General features: G+C 73.6%; 19 protein-coding genes. 8 read left to right on the top strand and 11 right to left on the bottom strand.

The annotated features are described in order from the left end of the window. Positions 1-1,360: 1,360 nt before the first annotated feature. On the bottom strand, positions 1,361-3,397 hold the full coding sequence (locus tag ABZ937_RS37215) for a bifunctional glycosyltransferase 87/phosphatase PAP2 family protein (RefSeq protein ID WP_361698786.1): 2,037 nt from the start codon (positions 3,395-3,397) through the stop codon (positions 1,361-1,363). Positions 3,398-3,817: 420 nt separating this feature from the next. Here ABZ937_RS37215 and proP point away from each other — a divergent pair, with 420 nt between their 5' ends. The 3 genes from proP (at position 3,818) to ABZ937_RS37200 (ending at position 7,247) form a co-directional block, all read left to right on the top strand. Beyond that, positions 3,818-5,173 (top strand): glycine betaine/L-proline transporter ProP, encoded by a 1,356-nt coding sequence (gene proP / locus ABZ937_RS37210; protein ID WP_361698796.1) that lies wholly within the window; start codon positions 3,818-3,820, stop codon positions 5,171-5,173. A 263-nt stretch (positions 5,174-5,436) separates the two neighbouring features. Continuing rightward, positions 5,437-6,513 carry a DUF2330 domain-containing protein gene (locus ABZ937_RS37205; RefSeq protein ID WP_361698784.1) on the top strand — a complete coding sequence of 359 codons (1,077 nt, stop codon included), beginning with the start codon at positions 5,437-5,439 and terminating at the stop codon, positions 6,511-6,513. A gap of 62 nt (positions 6,514-6,575) precedes the next feature. After that, the gene (locus ABZ937_RS37200) at positions 6,576-7,247 is read left to right on the top strand and encodes an O-methyltransferase (RefSeq protein WP_361698782.1); all 672 of its coding nucleotides are present in this window, start codon (positions 6,576-6,578) and stop codon (positions 7,245-7,247) included. 26 nt (positions 7,248-7,273) lie between these two features. Here the strand turns inward: ABZ937_RS37200 and ABZ937_RS37195 are convergent, their stop codons facing one another. Beyond that, entirely contained in the window at positions 7,274-7,666 is a 393-nt protein-coding gene (locus tag ABZ937_RS37195) for a hypothetical protein (protein ID WP_361698780.1), read from the bottom strand. A gap of 113 nt (positions 7,667-7,779) precedes the next feature. Here ABZ937_RS37195 and ABZ937_RS37190 point away from each other — a divergent pair, with 113 nt between their 5' ends. After that, the gene (locus ABZ937_RS37190; protein ID WP_361698778.1) at positions 7,780-8,214 is read left to right on the top strand and encodes a DUF1992 domain-containing protein; all 435 of its coding nucleotides are present in this window, start codon (positions 7,780-7,782) and stop codon (positions 8,212-8,214) included. Here ABZ937_RS37190 and ABZ937_RS37185 read toward each other — a convergent pair. Both ABZ937_RS37185 and ABZ937_RS37180 read right to left on the bottom strand, forming a co-directional pair. Then, positions 8,203-8,964 carry a hypothetical protein gene (locus tag ABZ937_RS37185; protein ID WP_361698776.1) on the bottom strand — a complete coding sequence of 254 codons (762 nt, stop codon included), beginning with the start codon at positions 8,962-8,964 and terminating at the stop codon, positions 8,203-8,205. The genes ABZ937_RS37190 and ABZ937_RS37185 overlap by 12 nt on opposite strands. 5 nt (positions 8,965-8,969) lie before the next feature. Continuing rightward, complete coding sequence (locus ABZ937_RS37180; protein ID WP_361698774.1) at positions 8,970-9,650, bottom strand: hypothetical protein; 681 nt, start codon at positions 9,648-9,650, stop codon at positions 8,970-8,972. A gap of 147 nt (positions 9,651-9,797) precedes the next feature. On the opposite strand from ABZ937_RS37180, the gene ABZ937_RS37175 reads away from it, so the two are divergent. Then, on the top strand, positions 9,798-10,316 hold the full coding sequence (locus ABZ937_RS37175) for a GNAT family N-acetyltransferase (protein ID WP_361698772.1): 519 nt from the start codon (positions 9,798-9,800) through the stop codon (positions 10,314-10,316). Here ABZ937_RS37175 and ABZ937_RS37170 read toward each other — a convergent pair. Next, positions 10,300-12,342, bottom strand: coding sequence for an MDR family MFS transporter (locus ABZ937_RS37170; RefSeq protein ID WP_361698767.1), 2,043 nt, complete (start codon positions 12,340-12,342; stop codon positions 10,300-10,302). The two genes, ABZ937_RS37175 and ABZ937_RS37170, sit on opposite strands and share 17 nt — an antisense overlap. 229 nt (positions 12,343-12,571) lie before the next feature. On the opposite strand from ABZ937_RS37170, the gene ABZ937_RS37165 reads away from it, so the two are divergent. After that, positions 12,572-13,336, top strand: a complete 765-nt coding sequence (locus tag ABZ937_RS37165) for a peptidoglycan-binding protein (RefSeq protein WP_361698765.1) — start codon at positions 12,572-12,574, stop codon at positions 13,334-13,336. A 91-nt stretch (positions 13,337-13,427) separates the two neighbouring features. Here the strand turns inward: ABZ937_RS37165 and ABZ937_RS37160 are convergent, their stop codons facing one another. Further along, positions 13,428-14,096: an HAD family hydrolase gene (locus ABZ937_RS37160; RefSeq protein WP_361698763.1), complete on the bottom strand. Its 669-nt coding sequence runs from the start codon at positions 14,094-14,096 to the stop codon at positions 13,428-13,430. A 167-nt stretch (positions 14,097-14,263) separates the two neighbouring features. Beyond that, a complete protein-coding gene (locus tag ABZ937_RS37155) occupies positions 14,264-14,845 on the bottom strand; it encodes a TMEM165/GDT1 family protein (RefSeq protein ID WP_361698761.1) in 582 nt (193 codons plus the stop codon). 378 nt (positions 14,846-15,223) lie between these two features. Between ABZ937_RS37155 and ABZ937_RS37150 the strand changes: the two genes are divergently transcribed. Then, positions 15,224-15,868, top strand: a complete 645-nt coding sequence (locus ABZ937_RS37150; RefSeq protein WP_361698759.1) for an HNH endonuclease family protein — start codon at positions 15,224-15,226, stop codon at positions 15,866-15,868. 59 nt (positions 15,869-15,927) lie between these two features. On the opposite strand, the gene ABZ937_RS37145 is transcribed toward ABZ937_RS37150, so the two are convergent. From ABZ937_RS37145 to ABZ937_RS37130, 4 genes are all read right to left on the bottom strand, one after another. Next, positions 15,928-16,542 (bottom strand): VTT domain-containing protein, encoded by a 615-nt coding sequence (locus ABZ937_RS37145; RefSeq protein WP_361698757.1) that lies wholly within the window; start codon positions 16,540-16,542, stop codon positions 15,928-15,930. A 142-nt stretch (positions 16,543-16,684) separates the two neighbouring features. After that, entirely contained in the window at positions 16,685-17,137 is a 453-nt protein-coding gene (locus ABZ937_RS37140; RefSeq protein WP_361698755.1) for a DoxX family protein, read from the bottom strand. Between the two features lie 99 nt (positions 17,138-17,236). Then, positions 17,237-19,120, bottom strand: coding sequence for an FAD/NAD(P)-binding protein (locus ABZ937_RS37135; RefSeq protein ID WP_361698753.1), 1,884 nt, complete (start codon positions 19,118-19,120; stop codon positions 17,237-17,239). A gap of 125 nt (positions 19,121-19,245) precedes the next feature. After that, positions 19,246-19,476: a DUF2277 domain-containing protein gene (locus tag ABZ937_RS37130; RefSeq protein ID WP_361698751.1), complete on the bottom strand. Its 231-nt coding sequence runs from the start codon at positions 19,474-19,476 to the stop codon at positions 19,246-19,248. Positions 19,477-19,568: 92 nt separating this feature from the next. On the opposite strand from ABZ937_RS37130, the gene ABZ937_RS37125 reads away from it, so the two are divergent. Beyond that, complete coding sequence (locus ABZ937_RS37125; RefSeq protein ID WP_361698749.1) at positions 19,569-20,468, top strand: 2-dehydropantoate 2-reductase; 900 nt, start codon at positions 19,569-19,571, stop codon at positions 20,466-20,468. Positions 20,469-20,538 lie beyond the last annotated feature (70 nt).

Genomic DNA, 20,538 nt, shown 5'->3' with positions numbered 1-20,538 from the left:
ACGCGTCGCCTTCGGCGATGGCCCTCCGGGCCACCCTTGACACACCTCGCTCCAGCCCGGGTGAGAAGCGAGCGGGCAGCCCGGGGAAAGTGGCCAGCTGAGGTCCGTTGGCCCCTGGGGTCGGCTGCGTTCGCATCGTGGGGAGGGGGCGCGGTCGCGCCTCGCATGGACGCCGGGTCGGCTTAGCGTCTTGCGGCCGGTGGGTGGTCCGCGGGCGCGCCTCGCCAGCACGCCGGGTGGGTTTGGCGGCTGCGGGCTGTGGGTGGGGCGCGGGCGCGGGTGGCCTGCACGCCGGGTCGGCTTGGCGGCTTGCGGCCGGTGGGTGGGTGCGCGCTCGCGCCTCGCCAGCACGCCGGGTGGGTTTGGCGGCTGCGGGCTGCGGGTGGGGCGCGGGCGCGGGTGGCCTGCACGCCGGGTCGGCCTGGCGGCATGCGGCCGGTGGGTGGGTGCGCGCTCGCGCCTCGCCAGCACGCCGGGTGGGTTTGGCGGCTGCGGGCTGCGGGTGGGGCGCGGTCACGGGTGGCCTGCACGCCGGGTCGGCCTGGCGGCATGCGGCCGGTGGGCGGGTGCGCCACCGCGCCTCGCACGGACGCCGGGCGGGCTTGGCGGCCCGCCGGGCGTCCCATCAGCCCCTCACGTCACACGACAGCCGTGATTGGCGGACTTGGGCCACCTTCATCGGCCATCCCTCCTCGCCTGCCTTGCACATTGCCGCCCCCGGCTGGCCCAGATCCGCCAATCCCCCCATGGGAGGCGCCAGCGAGGCCCCATGACGACGAGGGAGAGCCGCCAAGCCCACCCGGCGTGCAGGCGAGACGGGACCGCGCACCCACCACCGACCGCAAGCCGCCAAGCCCACCCAGCGTGCAGGCGAGGCGCGACCGCGCACCCCCCACCCGCCGCTCGCCGCCATCCCCACCCGGCGTCCATGCGAGGCGCGAACGCGCACCCCCACCCCCACCCACCGCTCGCCGCCAAACCCACCCGGCGTGCAGGCGAGGCGCGACCGCGCACCCCCCCCCACCCACCGCTCGCCGCCAAGCCCACCCGGCGTCCATGCGAGGCGCGACCGCGCACCCCCATCCCAGGGCGCGCACTCAGCCCACCCCAGGGCCCGGTGCCGGGCTGGGCCACCGCCTTTCCGGGCCGCTCGCTCGCTTCTTGCCCGGGGTGGAGCGAGGTGTGTCAAGGGTGGCCCGGAGGGCCATCGGCGAAGCCGACGCGGGAGTGGAGCGCAGCGGAACGGGAGCGCCCTTGACTCACCTCGCGGAAGCCCGACACTGGCCGAGAAGCGAGCGGCCCAACGGTCACTTGGAATCGCCGGCCCCCTGCCCCACCTCCCGCGGACCGCGGCCCACGCTCACTTCATGCCGACCGTCACCTGTCCCGCCTCCCGGTCCCGGCCGGCCATGGCCCCCGGCGCCGTCCGGGCTCGGGGTCCCTGGAACACGTACGACAGGCCGAACCCGGTACTCACCACCACCGCGCCGCCCACCGCGTCCAGTACCCAGTGGTTGCCGGTCGCGACGATCGCCGACACGGTGAACAGGGGGTGCAACAGCCCCAGCGCCTTCAGCCACCACCTCGGGGCGATGACCGCGATGACCACGCCGCACCACAGGGACCAGCCGAAGTGCAGCGAGGGCATCGCGGCGTACTGGTTGGTCAGGGCGGTCAGCGTGCCGTAGTCCGGCTGGGAGAAGTCCTGGACGCCGTGGACGGTGTCGATGATGCCGAGGGTGGGCATCAGGCGCGGCGGGGCCAGCGGGAAGAGCCAGAAGCCGACCAGGGCGAGGAACGTGGCGAAGCCCAGGGAGGCGCGGGCCCAGCGGTAGTCGGCCGGGCGGCGCCAGTACAGGACGGCGAGGACCGTCAGGGGGACCACGAAGTGGAAGGACTCGTAGTAGAAGTCGAAGAAGTTCCGCAGCCAGTCGATCTTCACCACGGCGTGGTTGACCGCGTGCTCGAAGTCGATGTGCAGGAAGCGTTCGAGGTCGAGGACGAGGTGGCCGTGGTGCTCGGCCGCCGCCCGGCCCGCTGAGTTGCTGCCGCCGGTCGCGGCGAGGCGTACCTGCTGGTATGCCGCGTACGTGACGCGGAGCAGGAGCAGCTCCAGGAGGAGGTTGGGGCGGGTGAGGACCCGGCGCAGGACCGGCAGCAGCGGGACGCGGCGGAAGCGGGCCGGGACCGGCGGGGCGTACTCCGTCGCGACCGGGGTCTGGTAGTGCGACGAGGTGCGGGGCAGGAAGGGGACGGCCGTGGCGGCGGCCAGCGCGGCGAGCAGGACCAGGTTGTCCCGCAGCGGGTACATCACCGGCATGTCCGGCAGCATCATCTTCGCCGGCAGGGTGGTCACCAGGATCACCGCCACCGGCCAGACATAGCGGTCCGAGGCCCGCTTGCCGACCCGGCCGACCACCGCGAGCAGCACCCACAGCAGCTGGTGCTGCCAGCTGGTGGGCGAGACGGCGACCGCGGCGCAGCCGGTGACGGCGACCGCGAGGAGGAGCTGGCCGTCGTGGGCGTGGCGGACCGCGCGGCGCAGGGCGAGCGCGGCGACGGCGGCGCCGAGGGGGAAGAAGAGCGCGATCTCCAGGTGGCCCGTCAGGCCCAGGCGGAGCAGGGCACCGTGCAGGGACTGGTTGGCGAGGGCGTCGGCCTGGCCGCCGAGGCCCGCGCCGGCCATGTGGTGCACCCAGTAGGTGTGCGAGTCGTGCGGGAGGGCCGCCCAGGCGAGCACCGTGCAGGCGGCGAAGGTGCCGGCCGCGGTGAGGGCGGCCCGGCGGCGTCCGGTGAACCACAGCAGCGGGGTGAAGAGCAGGACGGTCGGCTGGAGGGCGGCGGCCAGGCCTATGCACAGGCCGCTCGCGCGCTCGCCTCGTACGGTGAAGCAGCCGAGCAGGACGAGCAGGACCGGGATGATGCTGGTCTGGCCGAGCCACAGGGCGTTGCGGACCGGCAGCGACAGCATGAGGAGGCTGATGGCGACCGGGGCGGCCAGGAGGGAGGTGCGCCGGCTGACGGGGTGGGGCAGCGCGCGGGCGGCGACGATGCCGAGGGCGACGACCAGGAGCAGGGTGCCGAAGGTCCAGCCCCAGCCGAGGGCGGCCTCCGCCGAACGGGTGAGTGGTTTGAGGACCAGGCCGCTGAAGGGGGTGCCGGTGAACCGCGTCGAGTCGTAGATCGAGCCGTTGACGTGCAGGACGCCCTCGGGGCCGATCCAGGTCTCCAGGTCGGTGAGGCGTTCGCCGCTCGGGGTGGTGAGGACGAGGGCCATCTGCCGTACGGCGAGGATCGTGGCCACCGCCCACAGGGCGAGGCGGGTGGCGCGCAGCCGGGCCCCGATCGCCGATCTGCCGAAGACGTCCGTCGGTCCGCTGTGATCCGCGTTCGCCACGTCTCGGCCTCCCGCCCCGTCCGGCCCGGACGCCTGTGCGCACGGGTTTCCCTCTGCGGCTCCCTATGAGGCTCGCAGACCCCCGGAAAAGGGACGCAGGCAATCCCCGATTTACCTGACATCCGTCTCTATTTGTCCGAAAGACCATAGTCCCGGCGCCGCCCGGTTGCGCGTCGAAGGCGCGACAAGGATCACAGTGACCAGGTGGCATGGCGCTGGGTGAGCGGGCAGTCGTACCTGCGTATCCGCGCTTTCGCTGCACTCTGCATCGAAGTGCATACGTCACGTAAGGGGCAGAAGTCCCCCTATGGTCGATTTCGGCCCGCCGTGCGTCATCGCCGCCGTCCCGGGTCCGTCTCTGTCCCCGTCGAAAGGTAGGCGAGTCTCGTTTTGGCGACCGCCACAGCCGTCACCCCGCATCTGAAGGCCCCCCGGGCCGCGCAGGCCCCCGCCGGCGTCACCGTCACCGATCCCGCGCTCGTCAGGCGCGCCGTCAAGGCGGCGGCGCTCGGCAACGCGATGGAATGGTTCGACTTCGGCGTCTACAGCTACATCGCGGTCACCCTGGGCAAGGTCTTCTTCCCGTCCGGCAACCCGACCGCGCAGCTGCTGTCGACGTTCGGCGCCTTCGCGGCGGCCTTCCTGGTCCGCCCGCTCGGCGGCATGGTCTTCGGCCCGCTCGGCGACCGTGTGGGCCGCCAGAAGGTGCTCGCGCTCACCATGATCATGATGGCGGCGGGCACGTTCGCCATCGGCCTGATCCCGTCGTACGCGGTGATCGGTGTCGGCGCGCCGATCCTGCTGCTCGCCGCGCGGCTGGTGCAGGGCTTCTCCACGGGCGGTGAGTACGCGGGCGCGTCGACCTTCATCGCCGAGTACGCGCCGGACAAGAAGCGCGGCTTCTTCGGCAGCTGGCTGGAGTTCGGCACGCTGGCGGGTTACATCGGCGGTGCGGGCCTGGTGACGCTGATGACGGCTCTGCTGTCGTCGGAGGACCTGCTGTCCTGGGGCTGGCGCGTCCCGTTCCTGATCGCGGGTCCGATGGGCATCATCGGTCTGTACCTGCGGATGCGGCTGGAGGAGACCCCGGCGTTCGCGGCGGAGGTCGAGAAGGCGGAGGCGGCCCGTCCCAAGGTGCCGCTCCGCGAGATGATCACGGGCCAGTGGAAGTCCCTGCTGCTGTGCATGGGCCTGGTGCTGGTCTTCAACGTCACCGACTACATGCTGCTGTCGTACATGCCGAGCTACCTCACGAGTGAGCTGAAGTACGACGAGACGCACGGGCTGCTGGTCGTGCTCGGTGTGATGGTCCTGATGATGATCGTCCAGCCGTTCGCCGGCGCGCTGACCGACCGGGTGGGCCGCCGTCCGGTGATCGCCGCGGGTTGTGCGGGCTTCCTGTTCCTCTCCATCCCGGCGCTGCTGCTGATCCGCGACGGCAGTCTGCTGGCGGTGGGCCTCGGCATGGGCGCGCTGGGCCTCCTCCTGGTCTGCTTCACCGCGGCGATGCCGGCCGCGCTCCCGGCCCTCTTCCCGACCCGGGTGCGCTACGGCTCCCTGTCGATCGGCTTCAACGTCTCCGTGTCGCTGTTCGGCGGGACGACTCCGCTGGTGGTGACGGCGCTGATCGGGGCGACGGGCAACATGATGATGCCCGCGTACTACATGATGGCCGCGGCTGTCGTGGGCGGTGTCGCGGTGTGGCTGATGTCGGAGTCGGCGGGCCGGCCTCTTCCGGGTTCGGCACCGTCGGTGGAGGGCCGCCAGGCGCCGTAGGGGCGCGGGTCGCGTTGCCGGGTGCGGGTCCGCCGTGGCTCGTCGCGCAGTTCCCCGCGCCCCTGGGGAACTGCCGTACCGTCGGCCGCGCGGTTCCTGCGCAGCCTGCGGGCAGTCGTGCCGCTGGGGCGGCACGGGTGGGCGCAGGCGGTACCCGGCCGGCGCCGGTGAGCGGCCCCGCCCCCGGTCCGCACCGGCGCCGGAACCGATCTCGCACCGGCTCCGTCTGTAGCGCTGTGACTCGCGTCCGGATATTCACCGCCGTGCTCGCTCTGCTCGGCGTCCAGCTGACCTGGTTCATCGCGCCGGCCTACGCGTGCGGGTGCGGTGCCATGGTGCCCGACCCCGCCGCCCGGATCGCCGTCTCCGAGGAGCAGTCGCTGTTGCGCTGGGACGGCCGGCAGGAGCAGATCGTGATGCGGCTGACGGTGAACGGCGACGCCGAGCACGCCGCCTGGATCATGCCCGTGCCGCACCGCGCGACCGTCCGCCTCGGCGACCCGGCCCTCTTCGGCCAGCTGGCCGAGGCCGTCGCCCCGGTCCACCGCACCCGGTATCACTTCTGGCCGCACAACGGCGACTGGCCCTTCGACGACCACGACACGGCCGCCGAGGCCCCGCTCCCCGGTGCCGGCGGTGCCGGCGTCGGTGTCGTCGACCACCAGCGTCTCGGCCCCTTCGACGTGGCCCGCCTGACCGCCGGCGACCCCGCCGCCCTCCAGAGCTGGCTGCGCGACCACGGCTTCTCCCTGCCCGCCCGGCTGAAGACCGCCCTGCGGCCGTACGTCGACCGCCACTGGGAGTACGTCGCCGTCCGCCTCGCCCCGGACAGCCACGGCACCCCGCTGCGCGGCGCCCTCGATCCGCTGCACCTCACCTTCGCCGCCGACCGCCCGGTCTACCCGATGCGCCTGTCCCGGCTGGCCACGACCCCGCAGTCGCTCGGTCTGTACGTCCTCGCCGCGCACCGCATGGAGACGAGCGGCACCATCGGCGGGACGCCGCCCGAGGTGCTGTTCGCGGGCCGGCTGGGTACCCGCCAGGGTGCCCTGGGCAAGCTGGCCTCCGGCACCCCGTACCTGACCGCGCTCGCCCAGAGCTTCCCGGAGCCCGCTCGCATCTCCGGCGACCACGAGCTGCGCCGGGCCGCCGCGGACACACCGGTGCAGCAGGTGATCTACGAGGACGAGCTGCGCCGGATCGCCGGCATCCCGGCGTGGTCGTTGACGGTCGGCGGGGCGCTGGCGGCCGTCGTCGCGGCCGTGGCCGTGGTCGTCGTACGGCGCTCGCGGCGGGCGGTGATTCCGCCCCCGGTTCCCCCGTCCACGCCGCTCGGCTGAGATCATCGATGCGGGCAGGGCGAAACAGCCTCCGGAAGTCACGCGGAAAGGCAGCAGGCGCTATGAGCGGGTCGCAGCTCTGGGACGACGTCGACGACTACTTCATCAGCCATCTCTCACCGGACGACGAGGTGCTGCGGGCCGCCCTGCGGGACAGTGAGGCCGCCGGGCTGCCGGCCATCGCCGTCACGGCCGCGCAGGGCAAGTTCCTGCAGCTGCTCGCCGAGTTGCAGGGCGCCCGGAACATCCTGGAGATCGGGACGCTCGGCGGGTACAGCACGATCTGGCTGGGCCGTGCCCTGCCCGAGGACGGCAGGCTGATCTCGCTGGAGTACGACGCCCGGCACGCCGACGTCGCGACCCGCAACATCTCCCGCGCCGGTCTGGAGCGGATCGCGGAGGTGCGGGTCGGCCCGGCGCTGGAGTCGCTGCCCAAGCTCGCCGACGAGAACCCGGCCCCCTTCGACCTGGTCTTCATCGACGCGGACAAGGCCAACAACGCCCACTACGTGGAGTGGGCGCTGCGGCTCACCCGGGCGGGCAGCCTGATCATCGTGGACAACGTGGTGCGCGGCGGCCGGGTGGCCGACCCGGGCAGCACCGAGCCGGACGTCCTCGGCAGCCGGGCGGCGATCGAAATGATCGCCACCCACCCGCGGTTGAGCGGCACGGCGCTGCAGACGGTCGGGCGCAAGGGCTACGACGGCTTCGCGCTGGCCCGCGTGCTGGGCTGAGCCGGGGCGCGGCGCCCGGGCGGGGCTCAGACCTCGTGGTAGAAGCCGACGTTGACGCTGCGTGGCTCGGTGCGGTCCTGGACGATCAGCTCGCCGGACCCGCCGTACGGCAGCGCGACCGTCGCGCCGTAGCCGAGGGGCTGCGCGTGCGAGCCGACGGCGAGCCGCACCTCGGACGCGGGGTCGGGCTGGGAGCCGCGCAGCCAGGTCACCTGCCAGGTGCCGTCGGGGCCGCACAGGAACTCCAGGTGGACGCGGGAGACGAACAGCCAGTCCTCGGGGGTGACCAGCCCGCACTCGTTGCCGTCGCGGCCGACCCGCAGCACGGCGCCGGGCCGGCTGGGTGCCTCGGCCATGGTCATGCCGGCCGTGGCACCCGCGTCCTGTCCGGAGACGGCGGCCATGGTGAGTTCGAGCACGAGCGCTCCCCCTGAAACGTCCTTGTGCGATGGCTGGGTTGCGGTGGGCCGGTGGCCGTACCGCCGCCGCATGATAAAACGCCCGGCCGGGTCGCGTCCGGCACAATGGGTTCATGACCGAGCGAAAGCCACCGGGCGTCCCGTTCGAGTCCTGGGTGGACAAGCAGATCCGTGACGCGCAGGGGCGCGGGGAGTTCGACCGGCTGCCGGGGGCGGGGCAGCCGCTGCCCGCGGAGGTCGACTCCACGTACGACGAACTGTGGTGGGTCCGGCAGAAGATGGTGCGCGAGGGCCTGGCCGTGCTGCCTCCGTCCCTCGCCCTGCGCAAGGAGGCCGAGGACGCCCTCGTGGCGGCGTACGCGGCACCGTCGGAGCGGATCGCACGGAAGATCGTCGAGGACGTCAACGTCAAGATCCGCGACATGATGTTCAAGCCGCCGCCCGGCCCCCCGCTGGGGAAGAAGCCGTACGACGTGGAGGAGGTCGTGCGCGAATGGCGGCAGCGCCGGGCCGCCGCCCGCGCAGACGGGCCCGGGTCAGCCGTGTAGCAGGCGTCCGGCCAGCGCCCGGTAGTCACGCAGGGCGAGCCGCAGCTGCTCGGTGTCGGTCTCGGTGCCCTCCCAGGACATCCGCAGGGTGCGGCGCCGGCGTGTCACGGCCTCGGTGAACCGCGCGGCGAGTTCCTCCACGGCCCGGTCGGCCCGCTCCACGGCCGCTTCGGGCTGCTCCACGAAGGCGCCGGCCGCCTCCCGCATCAGCCGCTCCCACCGCTCGGTCTCCTCCCGGGGCAGCAGGGGCACGCCGGGTGCCGCGGCGCCGGCGGCCGTCGGCCAGGAGTCCCGGCCCGGGGAGTCGCTGCCGGCCGCCTCGCGTCCGGCGGCGTGTTCGGGCGACGGCGCGCCGAGCCCGTCGTCGGGCATCCGGTCCTCCTCGGAGATCGCCGACCACTCGGCCCGGTGACTGGCGGTGAACCCCTCGTCCACGCCGGCCCCGAGATCCTCCGTGCCGGGGCGCAGCCCTTCCGTGCCGTGCCACTCCCCGGTGCCCGGACCGCCCGCGCCGGGCGGGTGCGTGTCCTCGGGTGTGAGGTCGTCCCCGGTCAGCCCCTCGCGGCCGGGTCCGGCGGAGCCGGGCAGCCGGCGGCCCGGCTGTCCGCCGGGAGCGGGTTCCCCGGGCAGCCGTTCCTCGGGCCGGGGCTCGCTCGACATCATCCGCTCCTCCTCCGGGAGCCTCTCGTCGCCCGGCTGCCGCTCCGCGAAGCGCCGGGCGTCGTCCGGGTCGTTCGTTCTGGCCGGCATGGCGCTCAGCTCTCCTTCGGTCGGCTCCTGTGCAGCGCCCACGGCGCGTGCGGGCGGGCGTGCGAGCGGGTTCCGGGGGTGGTCGTGGTGTGGCTGGTGCCGCCGGGGGCCCGGTGCCGGCCGGACTCGGCGCTGTTCAGGTCGTCGAAGAGGGCGCGGGCGCCGAGCAGCGCCGAGCGCAGCTCCTCGGTCCCGGCGCCGGCCTCGCTCGGCCCGCCGCCGGCGCCGGTGCGGGCCGCCCGGTGCACCTGCCGGTAGCCGTCGACATGGTCGGCGTGGTGCACGGACAGCGCGGCGAGCTGCTCCTCGTACCGCCCGCCGTCGGGGTAGCCGCGCTCGACGGCGAGTTGGGCGAGCAGCCGGTCGGCCTCGGACACCGCTTCCCGCGGGGCGTCGACGAAGTGTTCCTGTACGGCCGCCCAGCGCTGTGCGTACCGCTGCCGCTGGGCTCCGTCGAGCGGCCGTTCACGCAGGTCGCCGTGGTGTTCGACGCGCTCGGCCAGTTCTCGTTCGGCGGCCTTGGCGTCCCCGTCGTGCAGCGCCACGGTCCGTTCGTACTCGGGCCCGAAGCGCCGCTTCAGGCCGGTCCCGCCGCGCCGTGCGCGGCTGCGCACCACCAAGGCGGTCGCGCCGATGACCACGACCGCCGCGATCACGATCAGCAGAATGATCAGACCTGTGGACATGGTTGCCTTCCGGTCGGACCGGCCCCGCCGGCCGGTTCTTCCTCCGGGTGACCCGGAACCCGGCCCGCAAACGGCTCCGCCGGGCATCCCCGGCGTCCGGGACTCCCGGAATATCCGGTTGCGCGGGGTGCGGGACGCCTCCCGACAATGACCGGCATGACATGGACGATCGCTCCGGAGCCGTACGACTCCCCGGCCGCCGCCGCACTGTGGCGGGCCTACTACACCGAGGTCAGCGACCGCTGGTACCTGCTGCACGAGGGGCACCGCACCGACCCGGCCGAGCTGGAGCGGGAGATCGCGGCCCACACCGGGGCGGAACTCGTGCCGCCGCGCGGGCAGTTGCTCGTCGGGCGGTACGACGGCGAGCCGACCGGCTCGGCAGGCGTACGGCTGCTGGAGGCGGACACCGCCGAACTGACCCGGGTGTTCGTGCTGCCCGAGGCGCGCGGCCGGGGCGGGGCCGCGCTCCTCGTGGCCGCCGCCGAGGAGGCCGCCCGCGCTCTGGGCGCCCGGCGGATCGTCCTGGACACCCGCGGCGACCTGGTCGAGGCCCGCGCCCTGTACGCCCGCCTCGGCTACTCGGAGACCGGCCCGCACAACTCCGCCCTGTACGCCGAGCACTGGTTCCGCAAGGAGCTGGTCGCCGTCAGCCGGTCCTGCTGACCGTGCCGGCGTCGTGCGGGCGTTCGCGTTCGGCGCCGCACAGTTCGCCGGTCAGCTCCCGGACCACCTGGGTGAGGTCGGCGGAGCAGCCGGGCCGCCACCAGTCGCCGAGCAGCTCGGCCAGGGACTCCTCGCGGGCCTTGGCGAGCCGGTCGGCGACCACGCGCCCGGTGTCGGTCAGGACGAGGTCCAGGCCCTGCCGTTCGGCGAGCCGCCGTTCCTCGACCTGGCGGGCGGCGGCCATGACCGCCTGGAGCGGCACCGGGCTGCGCTCGGCCAGCACCCCTGGTTCGACGGAGCCGTAGCGGCGGACGCGCAGCAGCATCCAGCTGGCGGCGGGCAGCAGGTCGTACCCGGCCCGCTCGGTGATCTTCTGGTAGATCGCGCGGCGGCCCTCCCGGGTGCCGAGGACGGACAGGGCCCGGCACACCTCGTCGGAGGAGGAGCGTTCGACCGGGTTCGGCGGGATGGTCTCGGAGACGTCCGGTGCGGTGACCGAGGCGCGCAGCCGGTCCTCCTTCAGGAACCAGGCCAGCAGGAAGCCGAGGAGGGCGACGGGCGCGGCGTACAGGAAGACGTCGGTGATCGCGGACGCGTACGCGTGCAGGGCGGCCGGGCGCAGCGGGGGCGGCAGGGCGGCGATGCCCCGCGGATCGGATGTGAGCGCGTCGGCGGAGACGCCGGGCGGCAGGCTCACGCCCCGGAAGGCGGCGGCGAGCTTGTCGCCGAGGCGGCTCGCGAAGACCGTGCCGAAGATGGCGACGCCGAAGGAGGCGCCGATGGAGCGGAAGAAGGTGGCGCCGGAGGTGGCGACGCCGAGTTCCTCGTAGGAGACGGCGTTCTGCACGATGAGGACGAGGACCTGCATGACCAGGCCGAGGCCCAGGCCGAAGACGAAGAAGCTGACGCTCATCATCGCGGTCGAGCTGTGCTCGTCGAGCCGGTGCAGCAGGAGCAGGCCGATCGCGGTGACGAGGGTGCCGGTGACCGGGAAGACCTTCCAGCGGCCGGTGCGGCTGACGATCTGCCCGGAGGCGGTCGAGGACAGCAGCAGGCCGGCCACCATCGGCAGCATGTGCACGCCGGACAGGGTGGGCGAGATGCCGTGCACGACCTGGAGGAAGGTCGGCAGGTAGGTCATCGCGCCGAACATGGCGAAGCCGACGATGAAGCTGATGACCGCGGCGAGCGTGAAGGTGCGGATGCGGAACAGCGTCAGCGGCAGCACGGGTTCGGCGGCCCGCCGCTCGACGGCGACGAACGCCACGGCGAGGACGACACCCAGGACGGCGAGCCCGATGATCTGCGCCGAGTCCCAGGCCCAGGTGGTGCCGCCGAGCGAGGCGACCAGCACCAGGCAGGTGGCGACGGCGGCGATCAGGAACGTGCCCAGGTAGTCGATGACGTGGTGGGCGGCGCGGCGCGGGATGCGCAGGGCGACGGCGATCACGGCGAGCGCGACCACGCCGACGGGCAGGTTGACGTAGAACACCCAGCGCCAGCTGAGGTGCTCAGTGAGCACTCCGCCGAGCAGCGGTCCGAGCACGCTGGTCGCGCCGAACACGGCACCGAACAGGCCCTGGTAGCGCCCGCGTTCGCGGGGCGGCACGATGTCGCCCACGATCGCCATCGACAGCACCATCAGCCCGCCGCCGCCCAGCCCCTGCAGCGCCCGGAACCCGATCAGCTCGCCCATGTTCTGCGCCATGCCGCACAGCGCGGAGCCGACGAGGAAGATCACGACGGCGATCTGGAACAGCCGCTTGCGGCCGTACTGGTCGCCGAGCTTGCCCCACAGCGGGGTGGCGGCGGTCGACGCCAGCAGATAGGCGGTGACGACCCAGGAGAGGTGCTCCAGGCCGCCGAGATCGCTCACGATCGTCGGCAGCGCGGTCGACACGATGGTCTGGTCGAGGGCGGCGAGCAGCAGCCCCAGCAGCAGGGCGCCGATGGGGACGAGCACGCCGCCCGGAACGTGCTCGCCGCTCCGCGGGTCCGTCGCCGTGCTGTGCGTGTCCAGGGCCATGGGGACCTCCCGGGGCTCGGGTGCACCTCTTCCATCGTGATCGGTGTCACCGCTTATGGCCTGTCGAGTCCTGCGGATGTGGCGGAAGTGCGCATATTCTTCGAAGGTCCCGAGGGGAGGGGTCGAACACGTGTCGGAGAGGCAGGGGACCACGTGCCCGGAGTGCCGGGCACCCAGGGGACCGGACAACACCCCGTCGTGCGACTGCACCGAGCGGGTGTCCGAGGCGTTGAGTCAGACGCGTACGGCGGAGGCGGCAGCGGCGGAGGACTTCGATCCGCTGCGGATACGGCCGTATGTGGAGGTGCGGGACGCGGGCGCGGGCCCCGGCCCGAGGGAGCCGCGACCGGTAGCGCCCGCGCCGCCCGCGCCGACGGCTGAGCCGGGCCCGCCCGGGGCCGAGCCGCCCCGGCGCCGCTCTGCTCGTACCGTGCTGCTGGCCGCCGGGGGCGCGGGGGTGGTGATCGTCGCGGTGGCCGGTTTCGCGCTGCTCTCCTATCACGCGCCGGCCCGGGAGCGGGCGGCGCGGGAGGTCAGGGAGAGCATCCCGGCGGCGACCACCCGGGCGCCCGCCTCGGTGCCGGCACCGGCACCGCCGGTCACGCCCGCCTCGCCGGCCCCCTCCCCCTCGGTACCGGCGGACCCTAGCCCGTCCTTCGGCAGCGCGTCACCGTCGCCGACCCCCACGCCCTCCGCCAGTGCGTCCCGCGCCACCTCACCGACGCCGTCCGTGACGCCCTCCGCCTCCCCGCGGACCACGCCCGCCCTGGCCCCGGTGCTGCGCCGCGGCGACAGGGGCCCGGAGGTCACCGAACTCCAGCTGCGGCTACGGCAGCTGAACCTCTACGGCGACCGGATCGACGACTCCTTCACCCTCCCCGTGGAGGACGCCGTACGCAACTACCAGCTGGCCCGGGGCATCGCGGCCGACCCGCTCGGCGAGTACGGCCCGGCGACACGGAGAAGCCTGGAGGGGGAGACGACGGAGCCGTAGCCGGGGCTGGTCCGACCCAAGGGGCGCGGGGAACTGCGCGAGCAACCCACCACGCACCCGCGCCCGACAGCGTGCCGCACGCCGCTTCCCGTCAGCCGATGTGCAACCGGATCCTGCCGTCCGGCAAGGCCTCGACCCGGACCCGGGTGAGGTCGGGCACGGCCACGTCCGGCTCGTGCGGCACGGCACGCGGCCCGACGCCCACGACCCGCATCCCCGCGGAGCGCCCCGCCGCGATCCCCGCGCCGGAGTCCTCGAAGACGATGCAGTCGGCCGGGTCGACGCCCAGTTCCGCGGCGCCCTTCAGGAAGCCCTCGGGGTCGGGCTTGCTCGCGCCCACCGACTCGGCGGTGACGCGGACCGTCGGCAGGGGCAGCCCGGCGGCGTTCATGCGGGCCGTGGACAGGGGGACGTCCGCGGAGGTCACCAGCGCGTGCGGCAGCCCGTCCAGCGCGGCGAGGAACGCGCTCGCGCCGGGGATCTCGATCACGCCGTCGGTGTCGGCGGTCTCCTCGGCGAGCATGCGGGCGTTGTCGGCGAGGTTCTGCTCGACCGGCCGGCCGGGCAGCAGTACGGCCATGGAGGCGTGGCCCTGCCGGCCGTGCACGACCCGCATCACCTCGTCGCCGTCCAGCCCGTGCCGCCCGGCCCAGCGCCGCCAGATGCGCTCGACCACGGCGTCCGAGTTGACGAGGGTGCCGTCCATGTCGAGCAGGAGGGCGCGGGCGGTGAGGACGGTGGGCGTGGCGGTGGCCGGCATCGGCAGCTCCATGGAACGAAAAGGCCCGCGTCGGGAGACGTGGGGAGGGACAAGGCGGCCCCGCCCGCCGGTCAGGGAAAACGGGCGGGAGCCACTTTGTTCCTCCACGGTACAAAACCTGTGCGGCTCCCGCCACCACCCCGGCGAGGGTTCACTCACCGTTCAGCTCAGCCCGCGACGGCTTCGTACAGGCTCCACACGCCGAGACCCAGCATCAGCAGCGCCGCGATCTGCGTGATCAGCCGCAGCGGGACCCGCTTCATCAGGGCCTTTCCGCCGACGATGCCGAGTCCGGCGACGGCCCACAGGCCGAGCACGGCGCCGAGGCCGACGGAGACCGGGTCGTCGTAGCGGGCGGCGAGGTTGGCGGTCATGATCTGGGTGAGATCGCCGAACTCGGCGACGAGGATCAGCGTGAAGCCCGTCCCCGCGACCTTCCAGAAGGACTGGTCGGCGGGCTTCTTGATCTCCTCCTCGCCGTCGTCCTTCTTCAGCAGCAGCATCGCCGCACCGCCGAGGAAGAGGACGCCGGTGAGGGCGTGCACGATCTGCTGCGGCAGCAGGGTCAGCACACTGCCGGCCGCGACGGCGAGCACGACGTGCAGCAGGAAGGCGGCGGCGACGCCCGCGAAGACGTACGAGGCGCGGTAGCGGGTGCCGAGGACGAGGCCGGCGAGCGCGGTCTTGTCCGGCAGCTCGGCCAGGAAGATGACGCCGAAGACGAGCGCCGTCACGGTGATGCTGATCAAGATCCCTCAATCGGTCGGGCTGCCCCGCCGAGAGTGCGGTACGTCACGCGATGACACCTCGGCATGGCAGCACACTCGGCGCCCGTACCAGGGGGCACGGGCGTGCACTGCTTGCCGAAGGTCTCGCTGGCGGACCTCGATGAAGTCCGCCTCCGGGCGCCGGCTCAGGCTCGCTGAGCAGTATGTCGACGGTCCGGCGAAGAGCTACTCCCCTTCTGCGCTCCCCACTGTACGGGATGTGAAGGTTCGGCCGTGAACCTTGTCTTGACATGTTCGCGTCACTAGCTTCTTACCGAGCGCTCACCCCCCGGCAACACCGCACCGCGAGCATTCCCTCGCTCGCGACCCAACACCGCTACCCCACAAGGGAGTTCAGCCATGCCGAAGTTCTACGCGCGTCGACGGACGAGCATACTCGCGGCCCTCACGGGCCTCATAGCCTCCGTCGCCCTGTTCAACTCCCCGAACGCCTCGGCCGCCCTCCCCACGCCGGTCAGCGCCGCCACCGCCCGCACGTACCTCTCCCAGCTGACCGTGGCCACCGAGAACCGCACCGGCTACAGCCGCGACCTCTTCCCGCACTGGATCACCATCAGCGGCGCCTGCAACACCCGCGAGACGGTCCTCAAGCGGGACGGCTCGAACGTCGTCACCGACTCCTCCTGCGCCGCCACCAGCGGCAGCTGGTACTCCCCGTACGACGGCGCCACCTGGACCGCCGCGTCCGACCTCGACATCGACCACCTCGTCCCGCTGGCCGAGGCCTGGGACTCCGGCGCGAGCAAGTGGACCACCGCGCAGCGGCAGGCCTTCGCCAACGACCTGACCCGGCCCCAGCTGATCGCCGTCACCGACAACGTCAACCAGGCCAAGGGCGACCAGGACCCGGCGACGTGGGTGCCGTCGCGCTCCGCGTACCTGTGCACGTACGTGCGCGCCTGGGTGCAGGTGAAGTACTACTACAACCTCTCGGTGGACTCCGCCGAGAAGAGCGCGCTGACGAACTACCTGGCGAGCTGCTGAGTTCCGCACCGGCACCCCGCCGTAGGGCCTGAGGCCGGACGGCGGGGGACGTCACTCCGTCAGGAAGCCGGGCTGCGGCGCACCAGGAAGCCCGCCGCCGCGCCCGCCCCGAACAGCGCGGCCACCGAGACCGCCGTGGCGATCCAGGTCGCGCCGAGCCACTGGGCGCCGTAGTAGCCGAGGGCCACGCTGTAGGCGGCCCAGGACAGGCCGGCCAGGGCCGACCAGGGCAGGAAGTCGCGGGCGCGGCGATGGGCGGCGCCGGCGCAGAAGGAGACGACCGAGCGGCCGGCCGGGGCGAAGCGGGCGAGGACGACCAGGGCGCCGCCGCCCCGGGCGAGCGCGTCGCCGAGACGTTCCTGCGCGGTGGTCAGCCGCCGGGAGCGGGCTATCGCCCGGTCCAGCCGCTCCCCGCCCCGCCAGGCCAGCCGGTAGGCCACCAGGTCGCCGAGGACCGAGGCGGTCGCCGCGGACAGGATCAGGGCCAGGATGTCCGGCACGTCGTGCGGGACCGCGCCCGTCGCCGCGCCGGAACCGGCCGCCGCCGCCGTGCCGGCCGTGATGACCAGCACACCGCTCGGCAGCACCGGCAGGAACACGTCGAGCAGGACCGAAAGAGCCACCACGGCATAGATCCATGGCCCGGCCGCCAGCGACCCCACGCTTTCCAACACGACGACTCCCGTCACTCCCCCGTGGCGAACGGCCGTACAGCCGAACAGCCATACAGCGTACGCCGGGGGTGTGACAGGAGCCTCGCGGGGGGTTCGTGAGGTGACTACAGGTTGTTCACGGGCTGCCGCTTTCGCGTGCGGATCAGGCGGTCACCGGCGCCTGCTCCGCCGCGCGCCCGCCGTCCGCGGCCGCGCGCCGGCCGAAGAGCCGGTCCAGGCCGAAGGCGCCGGAGCCGGTGAAGACCAGCAGGAAGAAGGCCCAGCAGAAGAGGACGGACAGCTCGCCGCCGTTCTGGATGGGCCACAGGGCGACCTGCTGGTGGACGTCGAAGTAGGCGTACGCCATCGAGCCGGAGGCGATCAGCGCGGCACCGCGGGTGCAGAGGCCGAGCAGCACCAGGCCGCCGGCGACCAGCTGGATCACGGCCGCGTACCAGCCGGGCCAGGTGCCGGCCGCGATGGTGCCGCCGGTGCCCGCGGCACCGCCGAGGATGCCGAACAGGGACGCGGCGCCGTGCACCGCGAAGAGCAGGCCGAGGACGATGCGGAAGAGCCCGATGGCATAGGGCTGAGCGGAGTTGAGACGTGCGGACATGAAGGAGTCGCTCCTCTTCGGTGTCGGTCGGGCCGGCCGGGGACTGAGAGGCCGGTCGTGGGGGCGGCGGTACCGAATGGAGTGACAGGTTAGGCGCACCTAATCGATGCTTGCAAGTTCAACATCCGGTCGGAGTGGCGCGTCCGCCCCCGCTTCCGCCGTCGGCGCCGCCGCCCGCAGGACGGCCCGCGCCACCGCGTCGGCGTCCGACAGCGTGACCGAGTCCACCCCCGGCCGGGCCCCCGCCGCGGTCACCCAGTGCACCCCCTCCGTGGGCACGCCGAACGCGAACCGCCTTGTATGCAGGGCTCCTTGACGGTCGATCAGGTGATACGGCCGCCGGGTCACGTCCAGCCCTCCGGTCTCGTACCCGTCGACCGTGTGCGGCCGGCAACCGCCGTCGGCGAGGAGCCCGGCGAGCAACTCGTCGGCGGTGCACCGGACATCGGGCTCCGGGAGCCGGGCCTCTATGAGAGTGGTCACACGGACGGCCGGGCCGGGTACCCTCCGTGACCGCGCCACCCAGGCCCCGTCCTCGGCCGACACCTCCAGCCCCGGCCCGAGCACCTCCACGACGCCCGCCTCCACCAGCGCCGCCAGCTCCTCGATGCGGCGCCGGGGCGGGCCGATGGACAGGAAGGCGTTCAGCGGGGTGTACCAGCGGTCCAGGTGCGCGCGGCGGGAGGCGCCGCTCAGTCCGCCGTGGTCGACCACCAGCCGTATCTCGTTGCGCAGATCGCGCAGCACGTCGAGCGCCGCCTTGAGCGGCCCCCGTACGTTCCCCAGGGCGGCCTGCGCGGCGTCCTCGCGCAGATACGCCAGCAGCCACGCCCGCCACTGCCCCTGACCGGCGAACTCCCGCCCCTCGTAGGGCCGGGCGATCCGCCGCCAGGACCACCGGTCGGCCGCCGGCACCCCGAACTCGTCCAGGATCAGGCTCTCCTGGGGGTCGCCGTGCGGTACGGCGAGGAGGCGCGCGGTGAGGTCCGGACGGCCGGTCAGCGCGCCGTAGTAGACCGTCTCCACCTCCTTCGCCACCAACGGCCATATCTCCGCGAGGAAGTCGGGCGCCTCGCCGGAGTCGGCGCGCTTGCGGAAGCCGGCGATCACCTCCGGGGTGAGGACGAGCGGGGTGTGCCGGCCGTGGGCGCCCTTGGCGTTGTCGCCGCGGGCCTGGTACGGCAGCCCACGCCGCGAACCGGCGTACAGGCGCGGCTCCCGCCCGGAAGGGAGGTAGCGCGGGGAGCCGTCCGGACGGCGGGTGAAGCGCCCGCCGCGGCCCGTGGTGAGGAGGGCGAGATGGTCGAAGAAGTTCAGGCCGAGCCCGCGCAGCAGCACGGGCGCGCCGGGCCGGAGCGCGGAGAGGTCGACGTCGGCCGGGTTGGCGGGCGGGATGTGGCGCAGGCCGTGCCCGGCGGCGTACGCGGCGAGGCGCCGCTGCTCCGCATCCGGGGCGGCGGGCAGGTGCCCCTGGGCCAGCACCACCGCGGCGAGGCCGGTCAGGGTCCGGCCGTCGTCCAGGGTGAGCAGTTGACGGCCGTCGGGCTCGTCGGCCAGCCGTACGGCGCGGGCCCGGTGCGTCTGCACGCGCACGGCGGCCGGGGCCGCACGGACCGTGGTGGCGAACACCCACTCCAGGTAGCGGCCGTAGTGCGCGCGGGTCGGGTAGTCGTCCGGGCCCAGCTCGCCGTCCGCCCACTCGTACAGGCTGGGGCCCGGCCGGACGGGGCCCGAGCAGTCCACGCTGGCGTCGGTGAACAGGGTCACCTGGCTCGCCACGGTGTTCATCAGCAGCTCGGCCGACTGCGCGGTCCGCCAGACCCTGCCGGGGCCGGGCGGCGCGGGGTCGATCACGTGCACCGTCAGCCGGACGTCCGGCGGGAGGAGCTCCGGTGCGGAGGCGCAGAGGCGCTCCAGGACGCTGGTTCCTCGGGGTCCGGCCCCGACCAGGGCGACGGAGACCGTGGGGGATTCCTGAGACAAGGGAAGGGCTCCAGGGCGTCGACGACAAGCGGAGGGCGCGCTTCATCATGCCCTGTCGCGACCCAACTCCCTTGTTGCCCGCCGGAGTTATGGCGACATGCCGGATTACGGAGGGGATGCCTGCCCTAGCCCTCCCGTCGCACGGCCTGCCCCCGCACCTCCAGTCCTCCGAGCAGGTCCGCGGTGGCCCGGGCCACGGCGTCCACCGCCTCGTCGAAGACCTCCCGGTTGTGGGCCGCGGGAGCCCGGAAACCCGAGATCTTCCGTACGTACTGCAACGCCGCCGCGCGGATGTCCTCGTCCGTGGCCTCGCCGGGCAGGGCGGGCGGACGCAGTGTCTTGATGCTCCGGCACATGGACACAGTCTCGCGCACGGCACTGACAACTGCGAAGATCAGCACCGAGGCGGCCACCGACCCCGGGGCCGACCGTCGAAGGGAACAACTCCATGACGCACCCGCTCACCGTGGCCGTCCTCGGCCCCGGCGGCACCGGCGGCCTGCTCGCCGCCCTGCTGTCCCGCTCCGGCCACCGAGTGATCTGCCTGGCCGGTGACGCCACGGCCGATGCCCTGCGCCGTACCGGCATCACCGTCCGCAGCCCGCAGTTCGGCGAGTTCACGGCCGCCGTCGACGCGGACACCGAGCTGCGCGAACCGGTGGACGCCTGTCTGGTCACCGTGAAGCACACCGCGCTCGACGCCGCCCTCACCCGGGTCCCGCCCGCCGTCCTCGGCGACGCCCTGGTCGTACCGCTGCTGAACGGCGTCGAGCACCCCGCCGCCCTGCGCGCCCGCTACCGCCCCGACCGGGTCGCCCCCGCCGTGATCCGCGTGGAGTCCACCCGGCTCGCCCCGGGCGTGATCGAACACGGCAGCCCGTTCACGGAGATCGACCTGGCCGGGCAGTCCGTGCCCCGGGGCCGTCTCGACGCCCTCGCCGACCGGCTGACGGCCGCGGGTACGACCGCCCGCGCGGTCGGGGACGAGACGGCGGCCCTGTGGGCCAAGATGGCGTTCCTCGCCCCGTTCGCCCTGCTCACCACCCGGTACGGCGTCCCGCTCGGCGAGGCCCGCACCCGGCACCGGGGCGAACTGGAGGCGCTGGTCGCCGAGACCACCGCGGTCAGCCGGGCCTGCGGCGCCCCCGCCGACCCGGCCCAGGCCCTCGCCCGGTACGACGCCTTCCCGCCCGCCGCCAAGTCGTCCATGCAGCGCGACGCGGAGGCGGGCCGGCCGCTCGAACTGGACGCGATCGGCGGCGCGTTGCTGCGGGCGGCCGAGCGGCACGGCGTACCGGTACCGGTGACGGCCCGGCTGGTCGGGGAGCTGCGAGCCGCCGGCCACTGAGACCCGGCCACTCGTTCGGCTGAATCCCACCGGAACCTCATGATCGACCTCGCCTCGCAAAATCGAACAG

This window comes from Streptomyces sp. NPDC046727, assembly GCF_040645635.1.
Classification (GTDB): domain Bacteria; phylum Actinomycetota; class Actinomycetes; order Streptomycetales; family Streptomycetaceae; genus Streptomyces.
The sequence above is the reverse complement of the archived record's forward strand: the minus strand, read 5'-3'. Positions and strand labels throughout refer to the sequence as shown.